At 73.7% G+C, this 14,574-nt stretch carries 16 protein-coding genes; 9 read left to right on the top strand and 7 right to left on the bottom strand.

From position 1 onward, the window contains the following. Positions 1-51 precede the first annotated feature (51 nt). A complete protein-coding gene (locus AC07BS_RS29940) occupies positions 52-750 on the top strand; it encodes a hypothetical protein (protein ID WP_478642830.1) in 699 nt (232 codons plus the stop codon). A 64-nt stretch (positions 751-814) separates the two neighbouring features. Here AC07BS_RS29940 and AC07BS_RS29935 read toward each other — a convergent pair whose 3' ends face one another. The 3 genes from AC07BS_RS29935 to AC07BS_RS29925 are packed head-to-tail and all read right to left on the bottom strand — an operon-like array spanning position 815 to position 3,911. After that, positions 815-1,975 carry an Mrp/NBP35 family ATP-binding protein gene (locus tag AC07BS_RS29935; protein ID WP_478642829.1) on the bottom strand — a complete coding sequence of 387 codons (1,161 nt, stop codon included), beginning with the start codon at positions 1,973-1,975 and terminating at the stop codon, positions 815-817. 42 nt (positions 1,976-2,017) lie between these two features. Then, positions 2,018-2,626 carry a DUF1003 domain-containing protein gene (locus tag AC07BS_RS29930; RefSeq protein WP_478642827.1) on the bottom strand — a complete coding sequence of 203 codons (609 nt, stop codon included), beginning with the start codon at positions 2,624-2,626 and terminating at the stop codon, positions 2,018-2,020. Beyond that, on the bottom strand, positions 2,616-3,911 hold the full coding sequence (locus AC07BS_RS29925) for a magnesium transporter MgtE N-terminal domain-containing protein (RefSeq protein WP_478642826.1): 1,296 nt from the start codon (positions 3,909-3,911) through the stop codon (positions 2,616-2,618). Before AC07BS_RS29925 ends, AC07BS_RS29930 begins: the two co-directional genes overlap by 11 nt. A 187-nt stretch (positions 3,912-4,098) precedes the next feature. On the opposite strand from AC07BS_RS29925, the gene AC07BS_RS29920 reads away from it, so the two are divergent. Continuing rightward, positions 4,099-4,929 (top strand): hypothetical protein, encoded by an 831-nt coding sequence (locus AC07BS_RS29920; RefSeq protein ID WP_478642824.1) that lies wholly within the window; start codon positions 4,099-4,101, stop codon positions 4,927-4,929. 25 nt (positions 4,930-4,954) lie between these two features. Here AC07BS_RS29920 and AC07BS_RS29915 read toward each other — a convergent pair whose 3' ends face one another. Continuing rightward, entirely contained in the window at positions 4,955-5,461 is a 507-nt protein-coding gene (locus AC07BS_RS29915) for a hypothetical protein (RefSeq protein WP_478642823.1), read from the bottom strand. A 50-nt stretch (positions 5,462-5,511) separates the two neighbouring features. Between AC07BS_RS29915 and AC07BS_RS29910 the strand changes: the two genes are divergently transcribed. Then, entirely contained in the window at positions 5,512-6,468 is a 957-nt protein-coding gene (locus AC07BS_RS29910; protein ID WP_478935080.1) for a DMT family transporter, read from the top strand. Positions 6,469-6,490: 22 nt separating this feature from the next. Here the strand turns inward: AC07BS_RS29910 and AC07BS_RS29905 are convergent, their stop codons facing one another. Next, complete coding sequence (locus AC07BS_RS29905) at positions 6,491-7,603, bottom strand: magnesium and cobalt transport protein CorA (RefSeq protein WP_478642819.1); 1,113 nt, start codon at positions 7,601-7,603, stop codon at positions 6,491-6,493. Between the two features lie 526 nt (positions 7,604-8,129). Here AC07BS_RS29905 and AC07BS_RS29900 point away from each other — a divergent pair. The 4 genes from AC07BS_RS29900 to AC07BS_RS29885 all read left to right on the top strand — a co-directional run bounded on the left by AC07BS_RS29900 (position 8,130) and on the right by AC07BS_RS29885 (position 11,300). After that, complete coding sequence (locus tag AC07BS_RS29900; protein ID WP_478642817.1) at positions 8,130-8,726, top strand: suppressor of fused domain protein; 597 nt, start codon at positions 8,130-8,132, stop codon at positions 8,724-8,726. 103 nt (positions 8,727-8,829) lie between these two features. Further along, the gene (locus AC07BS_RS29895; RefSeq protein WP_478935079.1) at positions 8,830-9,489 is read left to right on the top strand and encodes a DUF6758 family protein; all 660 of its coding nucleotides are present in this window, start codon (positions 8,830-8,832) and stop codon (positions 9,487-9,489) included. A gap of 140 nt (positions 9,490-9,629) precedes the next feature. Next, positions 9,630-10,493, top strand: a complete 864-nt coding sequence (locus tag AC07BS_RS29890) for a PHP domain-containing protein (protein WP_478642814.1) — start codon at positions 9,630-9,632, stop codon at positions 10,491-10,493. A 201-nt stretch (positions 10,494-10,694) separates the two neighbouring features. Further along, the gene (locus tag AC07BS_RS29885; RefSeq protein WP_478642813.1) at positions 10,695-11,300 is read left to right on the top strand and encodes a MarC family protein; all 606 of its coding nucleotides are present in this window, start codon (positions 10,695-10,697) and stop codon (positions 11,298-11,300) included. Positions 11,301-11,395: 95 nt separating this feature from the next. Here AC07BS_RS29885 and AC07BS_RS29880 read toward each other — a convergent pair whose 3' ends face one another. Next, positions 11,396-11,548, bottom strand: a complete 153-nt coding sequence (locus AC07BS_RS29880) for a hypothetical protein (RefSeq protein ID WP_478642812.1) — start codon at positions 11,546-11,548, stop codon at positions 11,396-11,398. A gap of 139 nt (positions 11,549-11,687) precedes the next feature. Between AC07BS_RS29880 and AC07BS_RS29875 the strand changes: the two genes are divergently transcribed. Beyond that, positions 11,688-12,635, top strand: a complete 948-nt coding sequence (locus AC07BS_RS29875) for an NYN domain-containing protein (protein WP_478642811.1) — start codon at positions 11,688-11,690, stop codon at positions 12,633-12,635. Between the two features lie 108 nt (positions 12,636-12,743). Continuing rightward, entirely contained in the window at positions 12,744-13,529 is a 786-nt protein-coding gene (locus tag AC07BS_RS29870; protein ID WP_478642809.1) for a VOC family protein, read from the top strand. Positions 13,530-13,548: 19 nt separating this feature from the next. On the opposite strand, the gene AC07BS_RS29865 is transcribed toward AC07BS_RS29870, so the two are convergent. After that, positions 13,549-14,460, bottom strand: a complete 912-nt coding sequence (locus tag AC07BS_RS29865) for an alpha/beta fold hydrolase (RefSeq protein ID WP_478935078.1) — start codon at positions 14,458-14,460, stop codon at positions 13,549-13,551. Positions 14,461-14,574 lie beyond the last annotated feature (114 nt).

The following is a 14,574-nucleotide window of genomic DNA, read 5'->3' as shown; positions in this document are numbered from 1 at the left end:
CGGTGGGCGGCTGCGCCCACGACGCAGGGGCTACGAGGAGGCGCCGCGCAGATGGAGACGACGAGTCGGGTGGGGGCGCACGGGGCCGGTACGGCCGGCGCGCCCGCCGGGGAGGCGCAGGGAATGCCGGAGGGCGGGCCCGGGACCCGGCGCTCGGTCGACGGCTATCTCCTGGCGTCGTTCCCGTGGTACGGGCTGGACGAGGCCTACACCGGGCCGCGCTGGCTGATGCAGGTCGGTGCCGCCGCCGACGGCACCGTGGAGCACGGCGCCACCGGCCACGGCACCGAACCCACGCTGCGGATGGAGCGGGCCGACCCGGCCGCCGCCCGGCAGCGGTTCGCGGTCGTGGTGACGGTGGCCAGCCGCCCGGTGCGGCGCAGCGCCGACGGCACGGGCGTGCTGGAGGCCACGTCCGTCTCCTCGGCCGCCTGGCTGGCCGGCTCCGGCCTGCTGGCGTGCACCTGGCCGGCCGCGATGGAGCGGGCGCTGCGGCAGGACTGGCTGGACCAGCAGACCGCCCTCGCCTGGGAGCTGGCCGACCGGCTGGACGAGGGCCCGTGGTCGTCGCTGTCGCTGCCGGTGGACGGTGTGCCGACCGAGTTCCGCTACCGCGAGTCCGAGTACGGCTGGGTCCTCGCGGGTTCGCCCGAGGAGGGCGGGGTCCATCTGGGCGCGTACGGGCGGGGGATGAGCGCGTACGGGATGGGCTTCTCGGTGATCAAGGACATCGCCACGTACCAGGAATGACCGGACGGGTGTCCGGTGATACGCGTGAGGGGCGGCCTCCTTCGGGAGGCCGCCCCTCGGCGTGTCAGAACTTGTTGCGCGGCGTGATGCCCAGCGACATGCCCGACAGGCCGCGCCGGCGGCCGCCGAGCTTGTCCGCGATGGCCCGCAGGGCGCTGCCCGCCGGGGAGTCGGGGTCGCTCAGGACGACCGGCTTGCCCTCGTCGCCGCCCTGGCGGAGGCGGACGTCGATCGGGATCGCGCCGAGCACCGGGACGTCGGTGCCCGTGGTCCGCGTCAGGCCGTCGGCGACCAGCTGGCCGCCGCCGGTGCCGAAGACGTCGACCATCTCGTCGCAGTGCGGGCAGGGCAGCCCGGACATGTTCTCCACGACGCCGACGATCTTCTGGTGGGTCTGCACGGCGATCGAGCCGGCGCGCTCGGCGACCTCGGCGGCGGCCTGCTGCGGGGTCGTCACCACGAGGATCTCGGCGTTCGGGACCAGCTGGGCGACGGAGATCGCGATGTCGCCGGTGCCCGGGGGCAGGTCGAGCAGCAGGACGTCGAGGTCGCCCCAGTAGACGTCGGCGAGGAACTGCTGGAGCGCGCGGTGGAGCATCGGGCCGCGCCAGACGACGGGCGCGTTGCCCGGGGTGAACATGCCGATCGAGATGACCTTCACGCCGTTCGCCGACGGCGGCATGATCATGTTCTCGACCTGGGTGGGACGGCCGTCCGCGCCCAGCATGCGCGGCACCGAGTGGCCGTAGATGTCGGCGTCGACGACGCCGACCTTCAGCCCGTCGGCCGCCATGGCCGCGGCCAGGTTGACCGTCACCGAGGACTTGCCGACGCCGCCCTTGCCGGACGCGACCGCGTAGACGCGGGTGAGCGAGCCGGGCTTGGCGAACGGCACCTCGCGCTCCGTCTGCCCGCCGCGCAGCGAGGACGCCAGCTCGCGCCGCTGCTCGTCGCTCATCACGTCCAGCTCGACGCCGACGCCCGTCACGCCCTCGACGCGCGCGACGGCCTCGCGCACCAGCGAGGTGATCTTGTCCCGCATGGGGCAGCCGGCGACCGTGAGGTACACCGCCACCGCGACCGTACCGTCCGCCGAGATCTCCACCGATTTGACCATCCCCAGATCGGTGATGGGTCGCTGGATCTCGGGGTCGTTGACCGTCGCGAGCGCGGCGCGGATCGCGTCCTCACTCGGCGCGGCGGTTCCGTACGTGTCGGTAGCCATAGGTCGATGGTACGGCCCGCCACGGCCCCCGGGGAAAGGCCGTCAGCGGTCGCCTTCCTCACTCTCGCGCGGGAATACGCGCCGCTCCTCCAGCTCCTTGACCAGGTCCTGGACCTCCGAGCGGATCCAGTCCCGGGTGGCCACCTCGCCCAGCCCCACCCGGAGCGCCGCCATCTCCCGTGCCAGGTACTCGGTGTCCGCGATGGAGCGCTCGTTCTGCTTGCGGTCCTGTTCCAGGTTGACCCGGTCCCGGTCGTCCTGCCGGTTCTGGGCCAGCAGGATCAGCGGGGCCGCGTACGACGCCTGGAGCGACAGCATCAGGGTCAGGAAGATGAACGGGTACCGGTCGAACCGCAGGTGGCCCGGCGCCGAGGTGTTCCACACCACCCACATGATGATCACGACGGTCATCCAGACGATGAACCGTCCCGTGCCCAGGAAGCGGGCGATGCGCTCCGAGGTCCGGCCGAAGGCCTCCGGGTCGTACTCCGGCAGCCAGGCCCGCCGCTTCGGCATCGGCAGGTCCAGGCGCACCCTCGGCCGCGGGTGGGGGTGCGCGGCCTCCGCCTGCGCCCGCCCCCGCTCGGCCCGGTCGCCGCGGTCCGGGCGGCGGTCCGCGCCGTGCTCCCGCCCCCGCTCGTCACCCGCCATCGACGTCCTCCGGCAGTTCGTCCATGCCCGGCGCGCCGTGGTGGAGCTCGGTCTCCCGCCAGTCGTCGGGCAGCAGGTGGTCCAGCACGTCGTCGACGGTCACGGCGCCCAGCAGGGAGCCGCTCTCGTCCACGACGGGGGCGGCGACCATGTTGTACGTGGCCAGGTAGCTGGTGACCGCGGACAGCGGGGTGCCCGGCGGCAGCGGGCGGAGGTCGGTGTCGGTGATCGAGCCGACGAGCGCGAACGGCGGGTCGCGCAGCAGCCGCTGGAAGTGGACCGTGCCCAGGTACTTGCCGGTCGGGGTCTCGTCCGGCGGGCGGCAGACGTAGACCTGGGCGGCGAGCGCGGGGGACAGGTCGGGGTTGCGGACCCGGGCGAGGGCGTCGGCGACGGTGGCGTCCGGGCGCAGCACGACCGGCTCGGTGGTCATCAGGCCGCCCGCCGACAGCTCCTCGTAGGACATCAGCCGCCGGACGTCGGCGGCGTCGTCCGGCCGCATCAGGGTCAGCAGCCGTTCCATCTCCTCCTCCGGCAGCTCGGAGAGCAGGTCGGCCGCGTCGTCGGGGTCCATGGCCTCCAGGACGTCGGCGGCGCGCTCCTCCTTGAGCTTGCCGAGGATCTCGATCTGGTCGTCCTCCGGCAGCTCCTCCAGCACGTCCGCGAGCCGGTCGTCGTCCAGGGCGGCCGCGACCTCCGCGCGCCGCTTGGGGGAGAGGTGGTGGAGGACGTTGGCGAGGTCGGCCGGGCGCAGCTGTTCGAACCTGGCCAGCAGGTTCTCGGCGCCCTGCCCGTGCTCCTCCAGCGAGAAGCCGGTGACGGCCGACCACTCGACGGTCAGGGTCTCGCCCTTGCGGCGCAGGGCGCCGCCCTTGCCGCGGCGGACGAAGACCTTGTCGATCTCCCAGTCGCGCCGGGCCGGCAGCTGGGTGATCGACACGTCGAGGACGGTCACCTCCTCGCCGCCGTCGACCAGCTTCACCCGCCGGTCGAGGAGCTCGCCGAGGACCAGCGTCTCGGTCGGCCGCTGCTCGAAGCGCCGCATGTTGACCACGCCCGTGGTGATCACCTGGCCCGACTCCACACCGGTCACGCGGGTCATCGGGATGAAGATCCGGCGGCGGCTGACCACCTCCGCGACGAGCCCCAGCACCCGCGGCGGCCGCCTGCCGACGCGCAGCATCGCCACCAGGTCGCGCACCCGGCCCACCTGGTCGCCGTTGGGGTCGAAGACGGCCACGCCGGAGAGGTGCGACACGAACACCCGGTGGGCGCCTGCTGGCATGGCCGCGTACCTCCTCCCGGCGGGAACCGGTGTCCGGTTCAGGCTAACGTGACCGGCTTCGCCCCGCCGGGGGGCGAGGGCCGTACGGAATCTGTACGCGCTCCGCACGGACTCCCGGCTTCCGCTCGCGGACGGCACGGGTACGCTGCCGCCGTATCCCACCGGGTGACAGGAGGCAGGAGCACACGTGCGTACCCGTAACGCGGCTCTCGTGGGAGCCTTGTGCGTCGGCCTGTCCACGGCGCTCACGGCCTGCGGCAGCGGTACCCCCGAGGACCCCGACGCGGGCACCAACGGCGTCGGCAAGCTGACCGCCGCCGCGATCCAGGACAAGGCCCGGAGCGCCGCGCGCGCCGCCGAGGCCGTCCACCTCTCGGGGAACGTCGTCAGCCAGGGCCGTACGTACCGCATCGACATGCGGCTGAAGAAGAACGGCGGCACCGGCCGCGTCTCGTCCTCCTCCGACGCCGCCGCCTTCGAACTGCTGCGGGTGGGCGACGAGCTGTACCTCAAGGCCCCGGCGAGCTTCTGGGCCAAGGGCTCGGCCTCCGCCCCCGCCTCGCCCCCGGCGCCCGCGCCCAAGGCCTCGGCCTCCGCGTCCAAGGCCGGCGACGCCGCCGCGGCGGCCGGCAAGCTCGACGACAAGTACGTCAAGGTGCCCGCGGACGACCCGACCTACCAGCAGTTCAAGGGCTTCACCGACAAGGACGTGCTGCTGGACGGCCTCCTCGGCCTCCACGGCGACCTCGCCCGCGGCGAACGCGGGGCGGTCGGCGGCGTCCGCACCGTCCGGATCACCGGCGCCAAGGGCGGCGGCGGCACGCTCGACGTCTCCCTCGTCGGCACGCCCTACCCGCTGCGCGTCCAGCGCGCGGGCGGGGCCGGACAGCTGGAGCTCGACGGCTGGGGCAAGGACTTCGCGCTGAACGTCCCGGCCAAGTCCCAGACGGTCGACTACGGCAAGCAGCTGCACATCCCGGCCGGCCCCGGCGGCGGGCTCCCGGCGAAGGGCTCCTGAGGGCTTTCAGGGCTCCTGAGGGTTTTTACGACTTCGCGCGGCCCCGGCGCAGCAGCCGCGGCAGCGCCGCCGGCATCGGGCGGCGCGTCGTCGCCGGCGTCGGCAGCGGCGTGGCCGCGAGCGACCCGTCCGGCAGCTCCCCGGCGGCACCCGTCGGCACCAGGCGCAGCACCCGGCAGGACGCGGCCCAGCGCTCCTCCAGCCGCTCCGCGTCCGGCGCGTTCAACCGCTTGCCCTTGAGTTCGCCCACAGCGGCCGCCCACTCCTCGCCGCCCGGCGCGAGCTCGCCGACGGTCGCGGTCCAGGACACCAGACGGCCGCCCTTGTCCTTGCTGCGCACGGTGACCGTCGCCGAGGCCCCCTCGGCCAGGCCCAGCCCGTCCACCGGCTGCTCACCGGGACCGGCGACCAGCAGGGCCGCACCCTCGTGCCAGACGTGCCACAGCGCCCGGCCCGGCCCCGACGGACCCTGCACCCAGATCAGGCCGGACTTCTTCGTGGCCTCTTCGATCAGTGCCTGTGTGAGCGTCATGGGCTTACCTTAAGCGGCCGCCGCCCCGGGCCCGCGCCTAGGCTGAAGGGGTGAGAACCGCCCGCCCGCGCCGCGCCGCGCCACCGGCCGTCCCCGCCACCGTGCCCTCCCACCCCTCCGTCCGCCTCGATCTCGTCCTCCTCGCCGTCGCCATCGCCGGGGTCTCCCTCTCCGCCCCGCTCATCGCCGCCACCGCCGCGCCGGCCCTGGCCATCGCCCTGTGGCGCAACGCCATGGCCGTCGGCGTGCTCACCCCCGTCGTCCTGCTCCGGCACCGCGCCGAGCTGCGCGGCATGGGACGCAGGGCGGCGCTGCTGGCCATGGCCGCCGGGGCCCTGCTGGCCGTGCACTTCGGGGTGTGGCTGCCCAGCCTGCGCATGACCTCGGTCGCCTCCTCGACCGCGCTGGTCACCACCACCCCCATCTGGACCACGCTGCTGCTGCGGCTGCGCGGCCACCGGCCGCCCGCGCTGGTCTGGGCGGGCACGGCGCTCGCGTTCCTGGGCGTGCTGATCCTGACCGGCGTCGACCTGTCGCTGTCCCCGCGCGCCCTGGCCGGCGACGCGCTCGCCCTCGCGGGCGGCATGGCGGGCGCCGGGTACGTGCTGCTGGGCGCCGAGGTGCGGCGCACGGTGGGCACCACCACGTACACGTACGTCTGCTACGCGACGACCACCGTGCTGCTGCTCGCCGCCTGCCTGGCCGCCGGCTCCCCGCTCACCGGCTACAGCGGGGAGACCTGGCTGAAACTGGTCGTGCTGACCGCCGCCGCGCAGCTGCTGGGCCACTCGCTGATCAACCGCGTGGTCAAGGGCCTGGGCCCGTCCGTGACGTCGACGGCGATCCTGCTGGAGACGCCGGGCGCGGCGCTGATCGCCGCGGTGTGGCTGGGGCAGCTGCCGCCGGCCGCCGCGTACCCCGCACTGGCGGTGATCATGGCGGGCCTGGTCCTGGTGATCACGGGTGACCGGCGGAAGGAGCCGGTCACCCCGGAGACGGGGGTATGAGGCCCCCGCTCACCACCCCCGCCTACAACCAACCATTCCTCTTGAAGCCGCGGTGGATCGTCACACAGATCGCGACCGTGACCACCATGACCGCCGGATAGCCGTACTTCCAGTGCAGCTCCGGCATGTGGTCGAAGTTCATGCCGTAGATCCCGGCGATCATCGTCGGAACGGCGAAGATCGCCGCCCATGAGGTGATCTTGCGCATGTCCTCGTTCTGCGCCACCGACGCCTGCGCGAGGTTGGCCTGGAGGATGGAGTTCAGCAGGTCGTCGAAGGAGACCACCTGCTCGTGCACCCGCGCCAGGTGGTCGGCGACGTCGCGGAAGTACTTCTGGATGTCCGGGTCGACCAGCCGCATCGGCCGCTCGCTCAGCAGCTGCATCGGCCGGATCAGCGGGGTCACGGCCCGCTTGAACTCCAGCACCTCGCGCTTGAGCTGGTAGATGCGGCCCGCGTCGCCACCCCGGCGGGAGCCCTTGCTGGGCTCGGAGAAGACATCGATCTCCACCTCGTCGATGTCGTCCTGCACCGCGTCCGCGACGGCTATGTAGCCGTCCACCACCTGGTCGGCGATGGCGTGCAGCACGGCCGAGGGGCCCTTGCCGAGCAGCTGGGGGTCGTCCTGCAGCCGGTGGCGCAGCGCCCGCAGCGAGCCCTGGCCGCCGTGCCGGACGGTGATGATGAAGTCCGGGCCGGTGAAGCACATCACCTCGCCGGTCTCCACGACCTCGCTGGTGGCCGTCAGTTCGGCGTGCTCGACGTAGTGGATGGTCTTGAAGACGGTGAAGAGCGTGTCGTCGTAGCGCTCCAGCTTGGGCCGCTGGTGGGCGTGGACCGCGTCCTCGACGGCGAGGGGGTGCAGCCCGAATTCGCGGGCGATCCCGGCGAACTCGTGCTCGGCCGGCTCATGGAGGCCGATCCAGGCGAAGCCGCCCTCGCTGCGCACCCGGCGCATGGCCTCGGCGGGGCTGACGTGGTCGCTGGCGCGCTTGCCGTCGCGGTAGACGGCGCAGTCCACGACCGCGCTGCTGGCGGACGGGTCGCGGGTGGCGTCGTAGGCGCCGCCTCCCTGGATGGGTACCCGGCGCAGGGCGGGGCGGACGGCGGCGCGCAGGTCGCGGATCATCGACATGGCTGGCTCCTTCACGGGCCGGCCGCCGGCGCGGGGACGCGGTGCGCGCAAGCGCTGCCTGAAAACGTGGACGTGGTGCCGTGGGGGTACGTCCGCAATTCGGGCGGCGCTTCGTGCGGTGCGCGGGGGCCGGCGGCAGTTCGCGGGAAAGCGTGCAGGGAACTGCAAGGAAACGGAACAGGCGGTCGGAGGCGCTCTTCCGTCAAGTGCCGCGGGCGTGAAGGGACTTCCGTTGACGCGTTTCCGGCGCGGGGGCCGGGGGCGCGGAAGACCTCTGGTTCACGCGTGACTCACTCGTGATTCACGCGGTGACGCGCGTCCGGAGCGGGAAGACGGGAGAACTGTCGGTACTGCACGGTCGACTAGGATCCACGCAGCCCCACCTCCTCCGGCCGGTCCCCGCTGAGGGACGAACGTCACGCCCTGACCAAAGGTCAAGGCGAATCCAGGCTAGCAGTAGCTCGACGCGTCAAGGCCACCCCGTGGCCCGCCTTTGCCCGTTCGATACGCGTTCTATGCTCACGGCATGTCAGACGTACTCGCACTGGTCGAGGCGCGGCTCGTCCTGGCGCTCGGGCAGCCGGACGCACGGGCCGCGGTGACCTTCCTGGGCACGGACCGGATCGAGGTGCTCCGATTCACCGGGGCCGACGACGGCGGAGAGCTCGTCCGCTACGTCACCCTCGGCATGTCGGCGCAGCCCATGACCGACCCCACGGCCACCGTCGCCGACCCCCTGCGCGGCCCCCGCGCGGAACTCGTCCTCTCGGTCCGCGCCGGCCGCGCCGACACCGACAAGGTGCTCCGCCCGCTCGCCGTCCTCGCCGCGTCCCCGCAGGTCGAGGGCGTGGTCGTGGCGCCGGGCGGCTCCCTCGACACCGGGGAGCCGCTCTGGCCGGGCGCGCCGTTCACCTCCGTCCTGGTGGCGGAGTCCGGCGGTCTGATCGAGGACCTGGAGCTGGACGAGCCCATGGACCCCGTCCGTTTCCTCCCGCTGCTGCCCATGACGCCCAACGAGGCCGCGTGGAAGCGCGTCCAGGGCGCGACCGCCCTGGAGGAGCGCTGGCTGCGGCACGGCACGGACCTGCGCGACCCGCTGCGGGCCGGGGTCCCGCTGGGCTGAGAGCCCCCACCCGCCCGGGACGACCGAAAGCGTCGGGCGCCCTCGACTCCGGACGGGTGATCGTCCTTGACGCGGGCGCGGCCTGGTAGGACCGTTGGAGGCTATGAGGGGCGAACCCAGTTGCCCGAAGTGCGGTGGCCGGGTGCGAGCGCCCGGTCTCTTCGCCGACTCCTGGCAGTGCTCCGTGCACGGCGCGGTGCACCCCCTGCAGCCGGTCGTCCCGCCGAGTGTCGAGGCGCTGGCCGTCGTGGTCAACCGGGCCCAGGTCCCGGTGTGGATGCCCTGGCCGCTGCCCGTGGGCTGGCTCTTCACCGGTGTGGTCTGCGCGGGCGACGACCGCAGCGGCGGCCGCGCCACCGCCGTCGCCTGCTCCGGGCCCAGCCCGCTGGGCGGCCCGGGCGAGCTGGTGCTGGTCGCCGAGGAGCTCGGCGTCGGGCTGGGTGCCCGGTACGCCGGCGTCGACGGCCCCGACCCCGGGCCCGGCCTGGCCCTCGACCGTTCCCCGCACGCCAAGGTGCACGCGGCCGGCCGCCCCACCCCGCTGTGGCACGTGGACGGCGCCCCCGCCGACCGGGCCGTCTTCGCGGGGGAGGCGCGCGGCCTGTGGCTGTGGGCCGTCGTCTGGCCGGAGCGGTCGGGCCTGCTGATGTACGACGAGCTGGTGCTGACCGACCTGCGGGACGCCGGGGCCGAGGTGGACCTGCTGCCCTGCGGGGCGCTGTCGCCGCGCATCCTGTCGCCCGACCCCCGCCGGCCCCCCTGAGCCCGCCCCTCCTGGCCTCCCGGCGGTGTCCCGGTACCTCCCGGCGGTCTCCCGGTGCGTCGCGGGCGACCGGATCATGTTCGGGCGGCGGTTATCCTGAACCGGTCCATTCCGTTCCAGCCGCCGTTGGGAGCAGTGTCGTGCGCATCGATCTGCACACCCACTCCACGGCGTCCGACGGCACGGACACCCCCGCCGAGCTGGTCCGCAACGCGGCCGCCGCCGGTCTGGACGTCGTCGCCCTGACCGACCACGACGGGGTCGGCGGCCACGCCGAGGCCATCGCGGCCCTGCCCGCCGGGCTCACCCTCGTCACCGGCGCCGAGCTCTCCTGCCGGCGTAACGGTCCCGGCGGCTTCAGCGTCCACATGCTGGCCTACCTCTTCGACCCGCTGGAGCCCGAGCTCGCGCGCGAGCGGGAGCTCGTCCGCGACGACCGGGTGCCCCGCGCCCGGGCCATGGTGGTCCGGCTCAACGAGCTCGGCGTGCCCGTCACCTGGGAGCGCGTCGCCGAGATCGCCGGCGACGGCGCCGTCGGCCGCCCGCACGTGGCCACCGCCATGGTCGAGCTGGGCGTCGTGAAGACCGTCTCCGACGCCTTCACCGCCGAGTGGCTCGGCGGTCACGGCCGCGCCTTCGTCGAGAAGCACGAGCTCGACCCCTTCGACGCGATCCGGATGGTCAAGGCCGCCGGCGGCGTCACCGTCCTCGCGCACCCGCTGGCGCTCCAGCGCGGCAACTGCGTCACCGAGGACGCGATAGCCGAGCTGGCCTCGGCCGGTCTCGACGGCGTCGAGGTGGACCACATGGACCACGACGACGCCACGCGCGCCCGGCTGCGCGGCCTCGCCGCGGAGCTCGGCCTGCTCACCACCGGCTCCAGCGACTACCACGGCAGCCGCAAGAGCTGCGGGCTCGGCGAGTACACCACCGACCCGGAGATCTACGGCGAGATCACGCGCCGCGCGACGGGCGCCTTCCCCGTCCCGGGCGCCGGCGGCTGACCGCCCCCGCACACCCGGCCCGTACGCCCCGACCCGGCGTCCGGGCGCCCGTGCCCACCGCCCCTCGCCCGGCGTCCGTACGCCCGGCCCTCCGGGGCTCCCGCACCTGACGTACTCCGCCGCGCCCCGGCGGCGTACGGACCGTGCCCCCGCACGCTTCCCCCTCTCTCACCGCTCGCACCGCACCGCAAGGCCCTCACTGTGTTCGACATCGCTGTCTTCGGCTCCCTCTTCCTCACCCTCTTCGTGATCATGGACCCGCCCGGCATCACGCCGATCTTCCTGGCGCTGACGGCGGGGCGCCCCGTCAAGACGCAGAAGCGCATGGCGTGGCAGGCGGCGACGGTCGCGTTCGGCGTGATCACCGTCTTCGGCATCTGCGGCCGGCAGATCCTCGACTATCTGCACATCACCACCCCGGCGCTGATGATCGCGGGTGGTCTGCTCCTGCTGCTGATCGCGCTGGACCTGCTGACGGGCAAGTCGGAGGAGCCGAAGCAGACCAAGGACGTCAACGTCGCGCTGGTGCCGCTGGGCATGCCGCTGCTGGCCGGCCCCGGTGCCATCGTCTCGGTGATCCTCGCGGTGCAGCGCGCCGAATCGTTCCAGCAGCAGGTCTCGGTGTGGTGCGCGATCGCGGCCATCCATGTGGTGCTGTGGTTCGTCATGCGCAACTCCCTGCTGATCATCCGTGTGATCAAGGACGGAGGCGTGGTGCTGGTGACGCGCCTCGCGGGCATGATGCTCTCCGCGCTGGCCGTGCAGCAGATCATCAACGGCATCACCCAGGTGATAGCCGACCGCTGAGCCGGGCGCCCGCGGACACCCCGCCGGGCGAACGCAGAACGCCCCCGTACGGACGGTCCGTACGGGGGCGTTCCGCACGTGGGAACGGTGAGGCGTTACCGGGCCGAGGAGTCGGCCGGGCGGATGTACAGGCGTTGGCCGGTCGAGGCGGCCTGCTGCACGATCCGGTTGACGGAGGCGGCGTCCACGACGGTGCTGTCAACGGCGGTGCCGTCGATGTCGTCCAGGCGCATGATTTCGAAGCGCACCAGCACTTCTCCCTTCGTCTGATCCTCCTGAGGAGAACTTTTATGAACAGTGGCCCGCGCGGCGACAGTGCGGCGCGTTTCCTACGTATCCAACGAGGAGACCCGGGCAAACATTCCCTACGCTAAAGAAATTGTTGATATGTCTAACTACTCCCCTGATGGGCTGCGCCGGATCGCCGCCGGCATCGAGCGCACCAACGAGCTGCTCACCCGCGTCCTGGCCGAGGTCGCCACCACCCCCGCCACCCACGCCGTCTTCGTGGACGCCGGCTACGTCTACGCCGCCGCCGGCCGGCTCGTCACCGGCACCGAGGACCGGCGGGCCTTCGAGCTCGACGCCGAGGGGCTGATCGAGGCCTTCATCGACAAGGCCCGCTCGATCTTCCCCGACAGCCGGCTGCTGCGCGTCTACTGGTACGACGGCGCCCGCCGCCGCATCCACACCACCGAGCAGCAGGGCATCGCCGAGCTCCCCGACGTCAAGGTCCGCCTCGGCAACCTCAACGCCAACAACCAGCAGAAGGGCGTCGACTCCCTCATCCGCACCGACCTGGAATCCCTCGCCCGCCACCGCGCCATCAGCGACGCGGTGCTCATCGGCGGCGACGAGGACCTCGTCTCCGCCGTCGAGGCCGCCCAGGGCTACGGCGCCCGCGTCCACCTGTGGGGCATCGAGGCCGCCGGCGGACGCAACCAGGCCGAGCCGCTGCTGTGGGAGGTCGACAGCCAGCGCACCTTCGACCTCGAGTTCTGCAAGCCGTACGTGAGCCGGCGCGCCCTCCCCGACCACGGCACCGGCCTCGCCGACGACCCGGCCGGCCGCCCGGCGGGCGCGGTGGCCGGGCCCGCGCCCTCCCGCGACGACGTCCGCTTCGTCGGCGCCCGGGTCGCCGCCCAGTGGCTGGGCCGGCGCGGCCGCGCCCCGCTCGCCGAGCTGCTGCCCGGTGACCCCTACCTCCCCGGCGCCGTCGACCAGGAGCTGCTGGTGGAGGCCGAGGCCCTGCTGGGCCTGTCCCTGCGCGGCCACGCCGACCTGCGCCGGGCCCTGCGGGACGGCTTCTGGGACCACCTGCGGGCGCAGTTCTGAGCGATCTGGCCCCGCCCCGCGCGCGCCGGAATGCGCGGGCGGGACACGAGTGGAACCCTGACAGGGTGATCCCGGTGCGGCATCCACACAGAGACGAGGCGATCCGCCATGTCGGCCACTGACCGCGTGGTGGGGCTGGGGCAGCCCTGCTGGGTGAGCCTGCTGACCTCCGACCTCGCCTCGGCACAGGGCTTCTACGGGGCGGTGCTGGGCTGGACCTTCCGCGGCACGTCCCTCGGCGAGGGCTTCGCCGTCGCGCTCGCCGACGGCAAACCCGTCGCCGGCCTCACCGACGTGGCCAACAGCATGGGCATGACCGGCACCTGGACCAGCTACTTCGCCGTCGGCGGCGCCGACGTGGTCGCCTCCCGCGTCCGGGAACGCGGTGGCACGGTCGCCGTGGGCCCGCTGTCCGTCGGCAGCGGCCGGGTCGTCCTGGCCGCCGACCCCGCGGGCGCCGCCTTCGGCTTCTGGGAGGGCGGCAACGTCCCCGACTGGGGCATCGGCAAGGGCGCCGCCCCCGCCTGGCTGGAGCTGCGCACCCGGGACGCCTTCGCCGCCGCCATGTTCTACGGCGAGATCTTCGAGTGGGCCGTCGACCGGCCCGACCGCTGCGAGGTCCGCTACGAGGACGACATGGTGACCGTCCGGGCCGGCGGCCACACCGTGGCCTGCATCCGCGGCGGGGCGGTCGAGGCCGCCCCCGACCCGCGCGTCCGGCCGCGCTGGCACGTCTACTTCCGTGTCGACGACGTCGAGAAGGCCGTGGAGTCGGCCCTCGGGGCCGGCGGCGCCGTCGTCGACGAACCCACCGGCTCCGGGGCAGGCCAGGAGGCCACGCTGCGCGACCGCGAGGGGGCCCTGTTCACGGTGACCTCGAAGGCGGGCTGCTAGGCGGCCCCCCCGGGCCGGATTAGGCCACGTCCCGTCGCGGCGCGGCGCCGTCCGTCGTGCGCCAGAAGCCCACCAGGGCCTCGGCCGTCTCGGCCGGCCGCTCGGCGTTGGGGGAGTGGCCCGCGCCCGACACGATCGTGCGGTGCGCCGCCAGCTCCCTCGCCATCGCCGTGATCCGCGGCACCGGCCAGGCGTAGTCCAGCACGCCCGACACGACGTGCTTGGGCAGCGGTACCGCCGCCAGCTCGGCGGTACGGTCCGGCTCCTCGATCAACTGGCGGCCGGTCGCGCGCAGTTGCTCCGGCACGGTCGTGCTCCACCGCCGGTGCAGGAACTCCGCCAGCTCCGGCGGCGTCCCGGCGCCCGCCGCCCCCTCGGCGCTCTCGAGGTCCCGTCGCTGCATCTCCTGCCACACCGTCTCCATGTCCACCACCCCCAGCGCCTGGATCAGCTCCCGGGTACGGGCCTGCTGGGTGGGGGAGATCGCGCCGGCACCGCTGCTCATGACGGTCAGCGAACGGAACGGCGACGCGTCGGCGAGCACGGCCGCGCGGGCGATGAGACCGCCGAGGGAATGCCCGAGCAGATGGACACCGGACCGGCCGTCCTCCGCGGCCACGGCCGCCGCCTGGGCCAGGACGTCCCGGGCCAACTCGTCCTGGGCGTACGCCGCCTCGTCCCGCGGCCCGGGCGTCTCGTGCTGCCCCCGCCCGTCCACGGCGACGGCCCGGTAGCCGGCGGCCGCCAGCGGCGCGAGGAGGGCGATGAAGTCCTCCTTGCTGCCGGTGAAGCCCGGCACGAGCAGAACGGTCCCGCGGCGCGTCGTCCCGGCTCCGGGACGCGCGTCGTGGACGGCGAACTCGCCGCGAGCGGTGGAGAGACGGTGCGCCGTGGCGCACGCGGGCAGGGTGAGGAACGGAGGCCGGCTCATGCCACGAGGCTAGCGCCGGAGAAACACGCCGGGGCGGGGGGGGGGGGGGGGGGGGGGGGGGGGGGGGGGGGGGGGGGGGGGGGGGGGGGGGCCTGCGAGGGGGGGTAGGGTATT

This window comes from Streptomyces sp. NPDC044063, assembly GCF_056434285.1.
The sequence above is the reverse complement of the archived record's forward strand: the minus strand, read 5'-3'. Positions and strand labels throughout refer to the sequence as shown.

Coding starts and splice junctions, on each gene's coding strand:
- AC07BS_RS29940 (WP_478642830.1), top strand. CDS start 52: ATGGAGACGACGAGTCGGGTGGGGGCGCACGGGGCCGGTACGGCCGGC.
- AC07BS_RS29935 (WP_478642829.1), bottom strand. CDS start 1,975: ATGGCTACCGACACGTACGGAACCGCCGCGCCGAGTGAGGACGCGATC.
- AC07BS_RS29930 (WP_478642827.1), bottom strand. CDS start 2,626: ATGGCGGGTGACGAGCGGGGGCGGGAGCACGGCGCGGACCGCCGCCCG.
- AC07BS_RS29925 (WP_478642826.1), bottom strand. CDS start 3,911: ATGCCAGCAGGCGCCCACCGGGTGTTCGTGTCGCACCTCTCCGGCGTG.
- AC07BS_RS29915 (WP_478642823.1), bottom strand. CDS start 5,461: ATGACGCTCACACAGGCACTGATCGAAGAGGCCACGAAGAAGTCCGGC.
- AC07BS_RS29905 (WP_478642819.1), bottom strand. CDS start 7,603: ATGTCGATGATCCGCGACCTGCGCGCCGCCGTCCGCCCCGCCCTGCGC.
- AC07BS_RS29900 (WP_478642817.1), top strand. CDS start 8,130: ATGTCAGACGTACTCGCACTGGTCGAGGCGCGGCTCGTCCTGGCGCTC.
- AC07BS_RS29895 (WP_478935079.1), top strand. CDS start 8,830: ATGAGGGGCGAACCCAGTTGCCCGAAGTGCGGTGGCCGGGTGCGAGCG.
- AC07BS_RS29875 (WP_478642811.1), top strand. CDS start 11,688: ATGTCTAACTACTCCCCTGATGGGCTGCGCCGGATCGCCGCCGGCATC.
- AC07BS_RS29870 (WP_478642809.1), top strand. CDS start 12,744: ATGTCGGCCACTGACCGCGTGGTGGGGCTGGGGCAGCCCTGCTGGGTG.
- AC07BS_RS29865 (WP_478935078.1), bottom strand. CDS start 14,460: ATGAGCCGGCCTCCGTTCCTCACCCTGCCCGCGTGCGCCACGGCGCAC.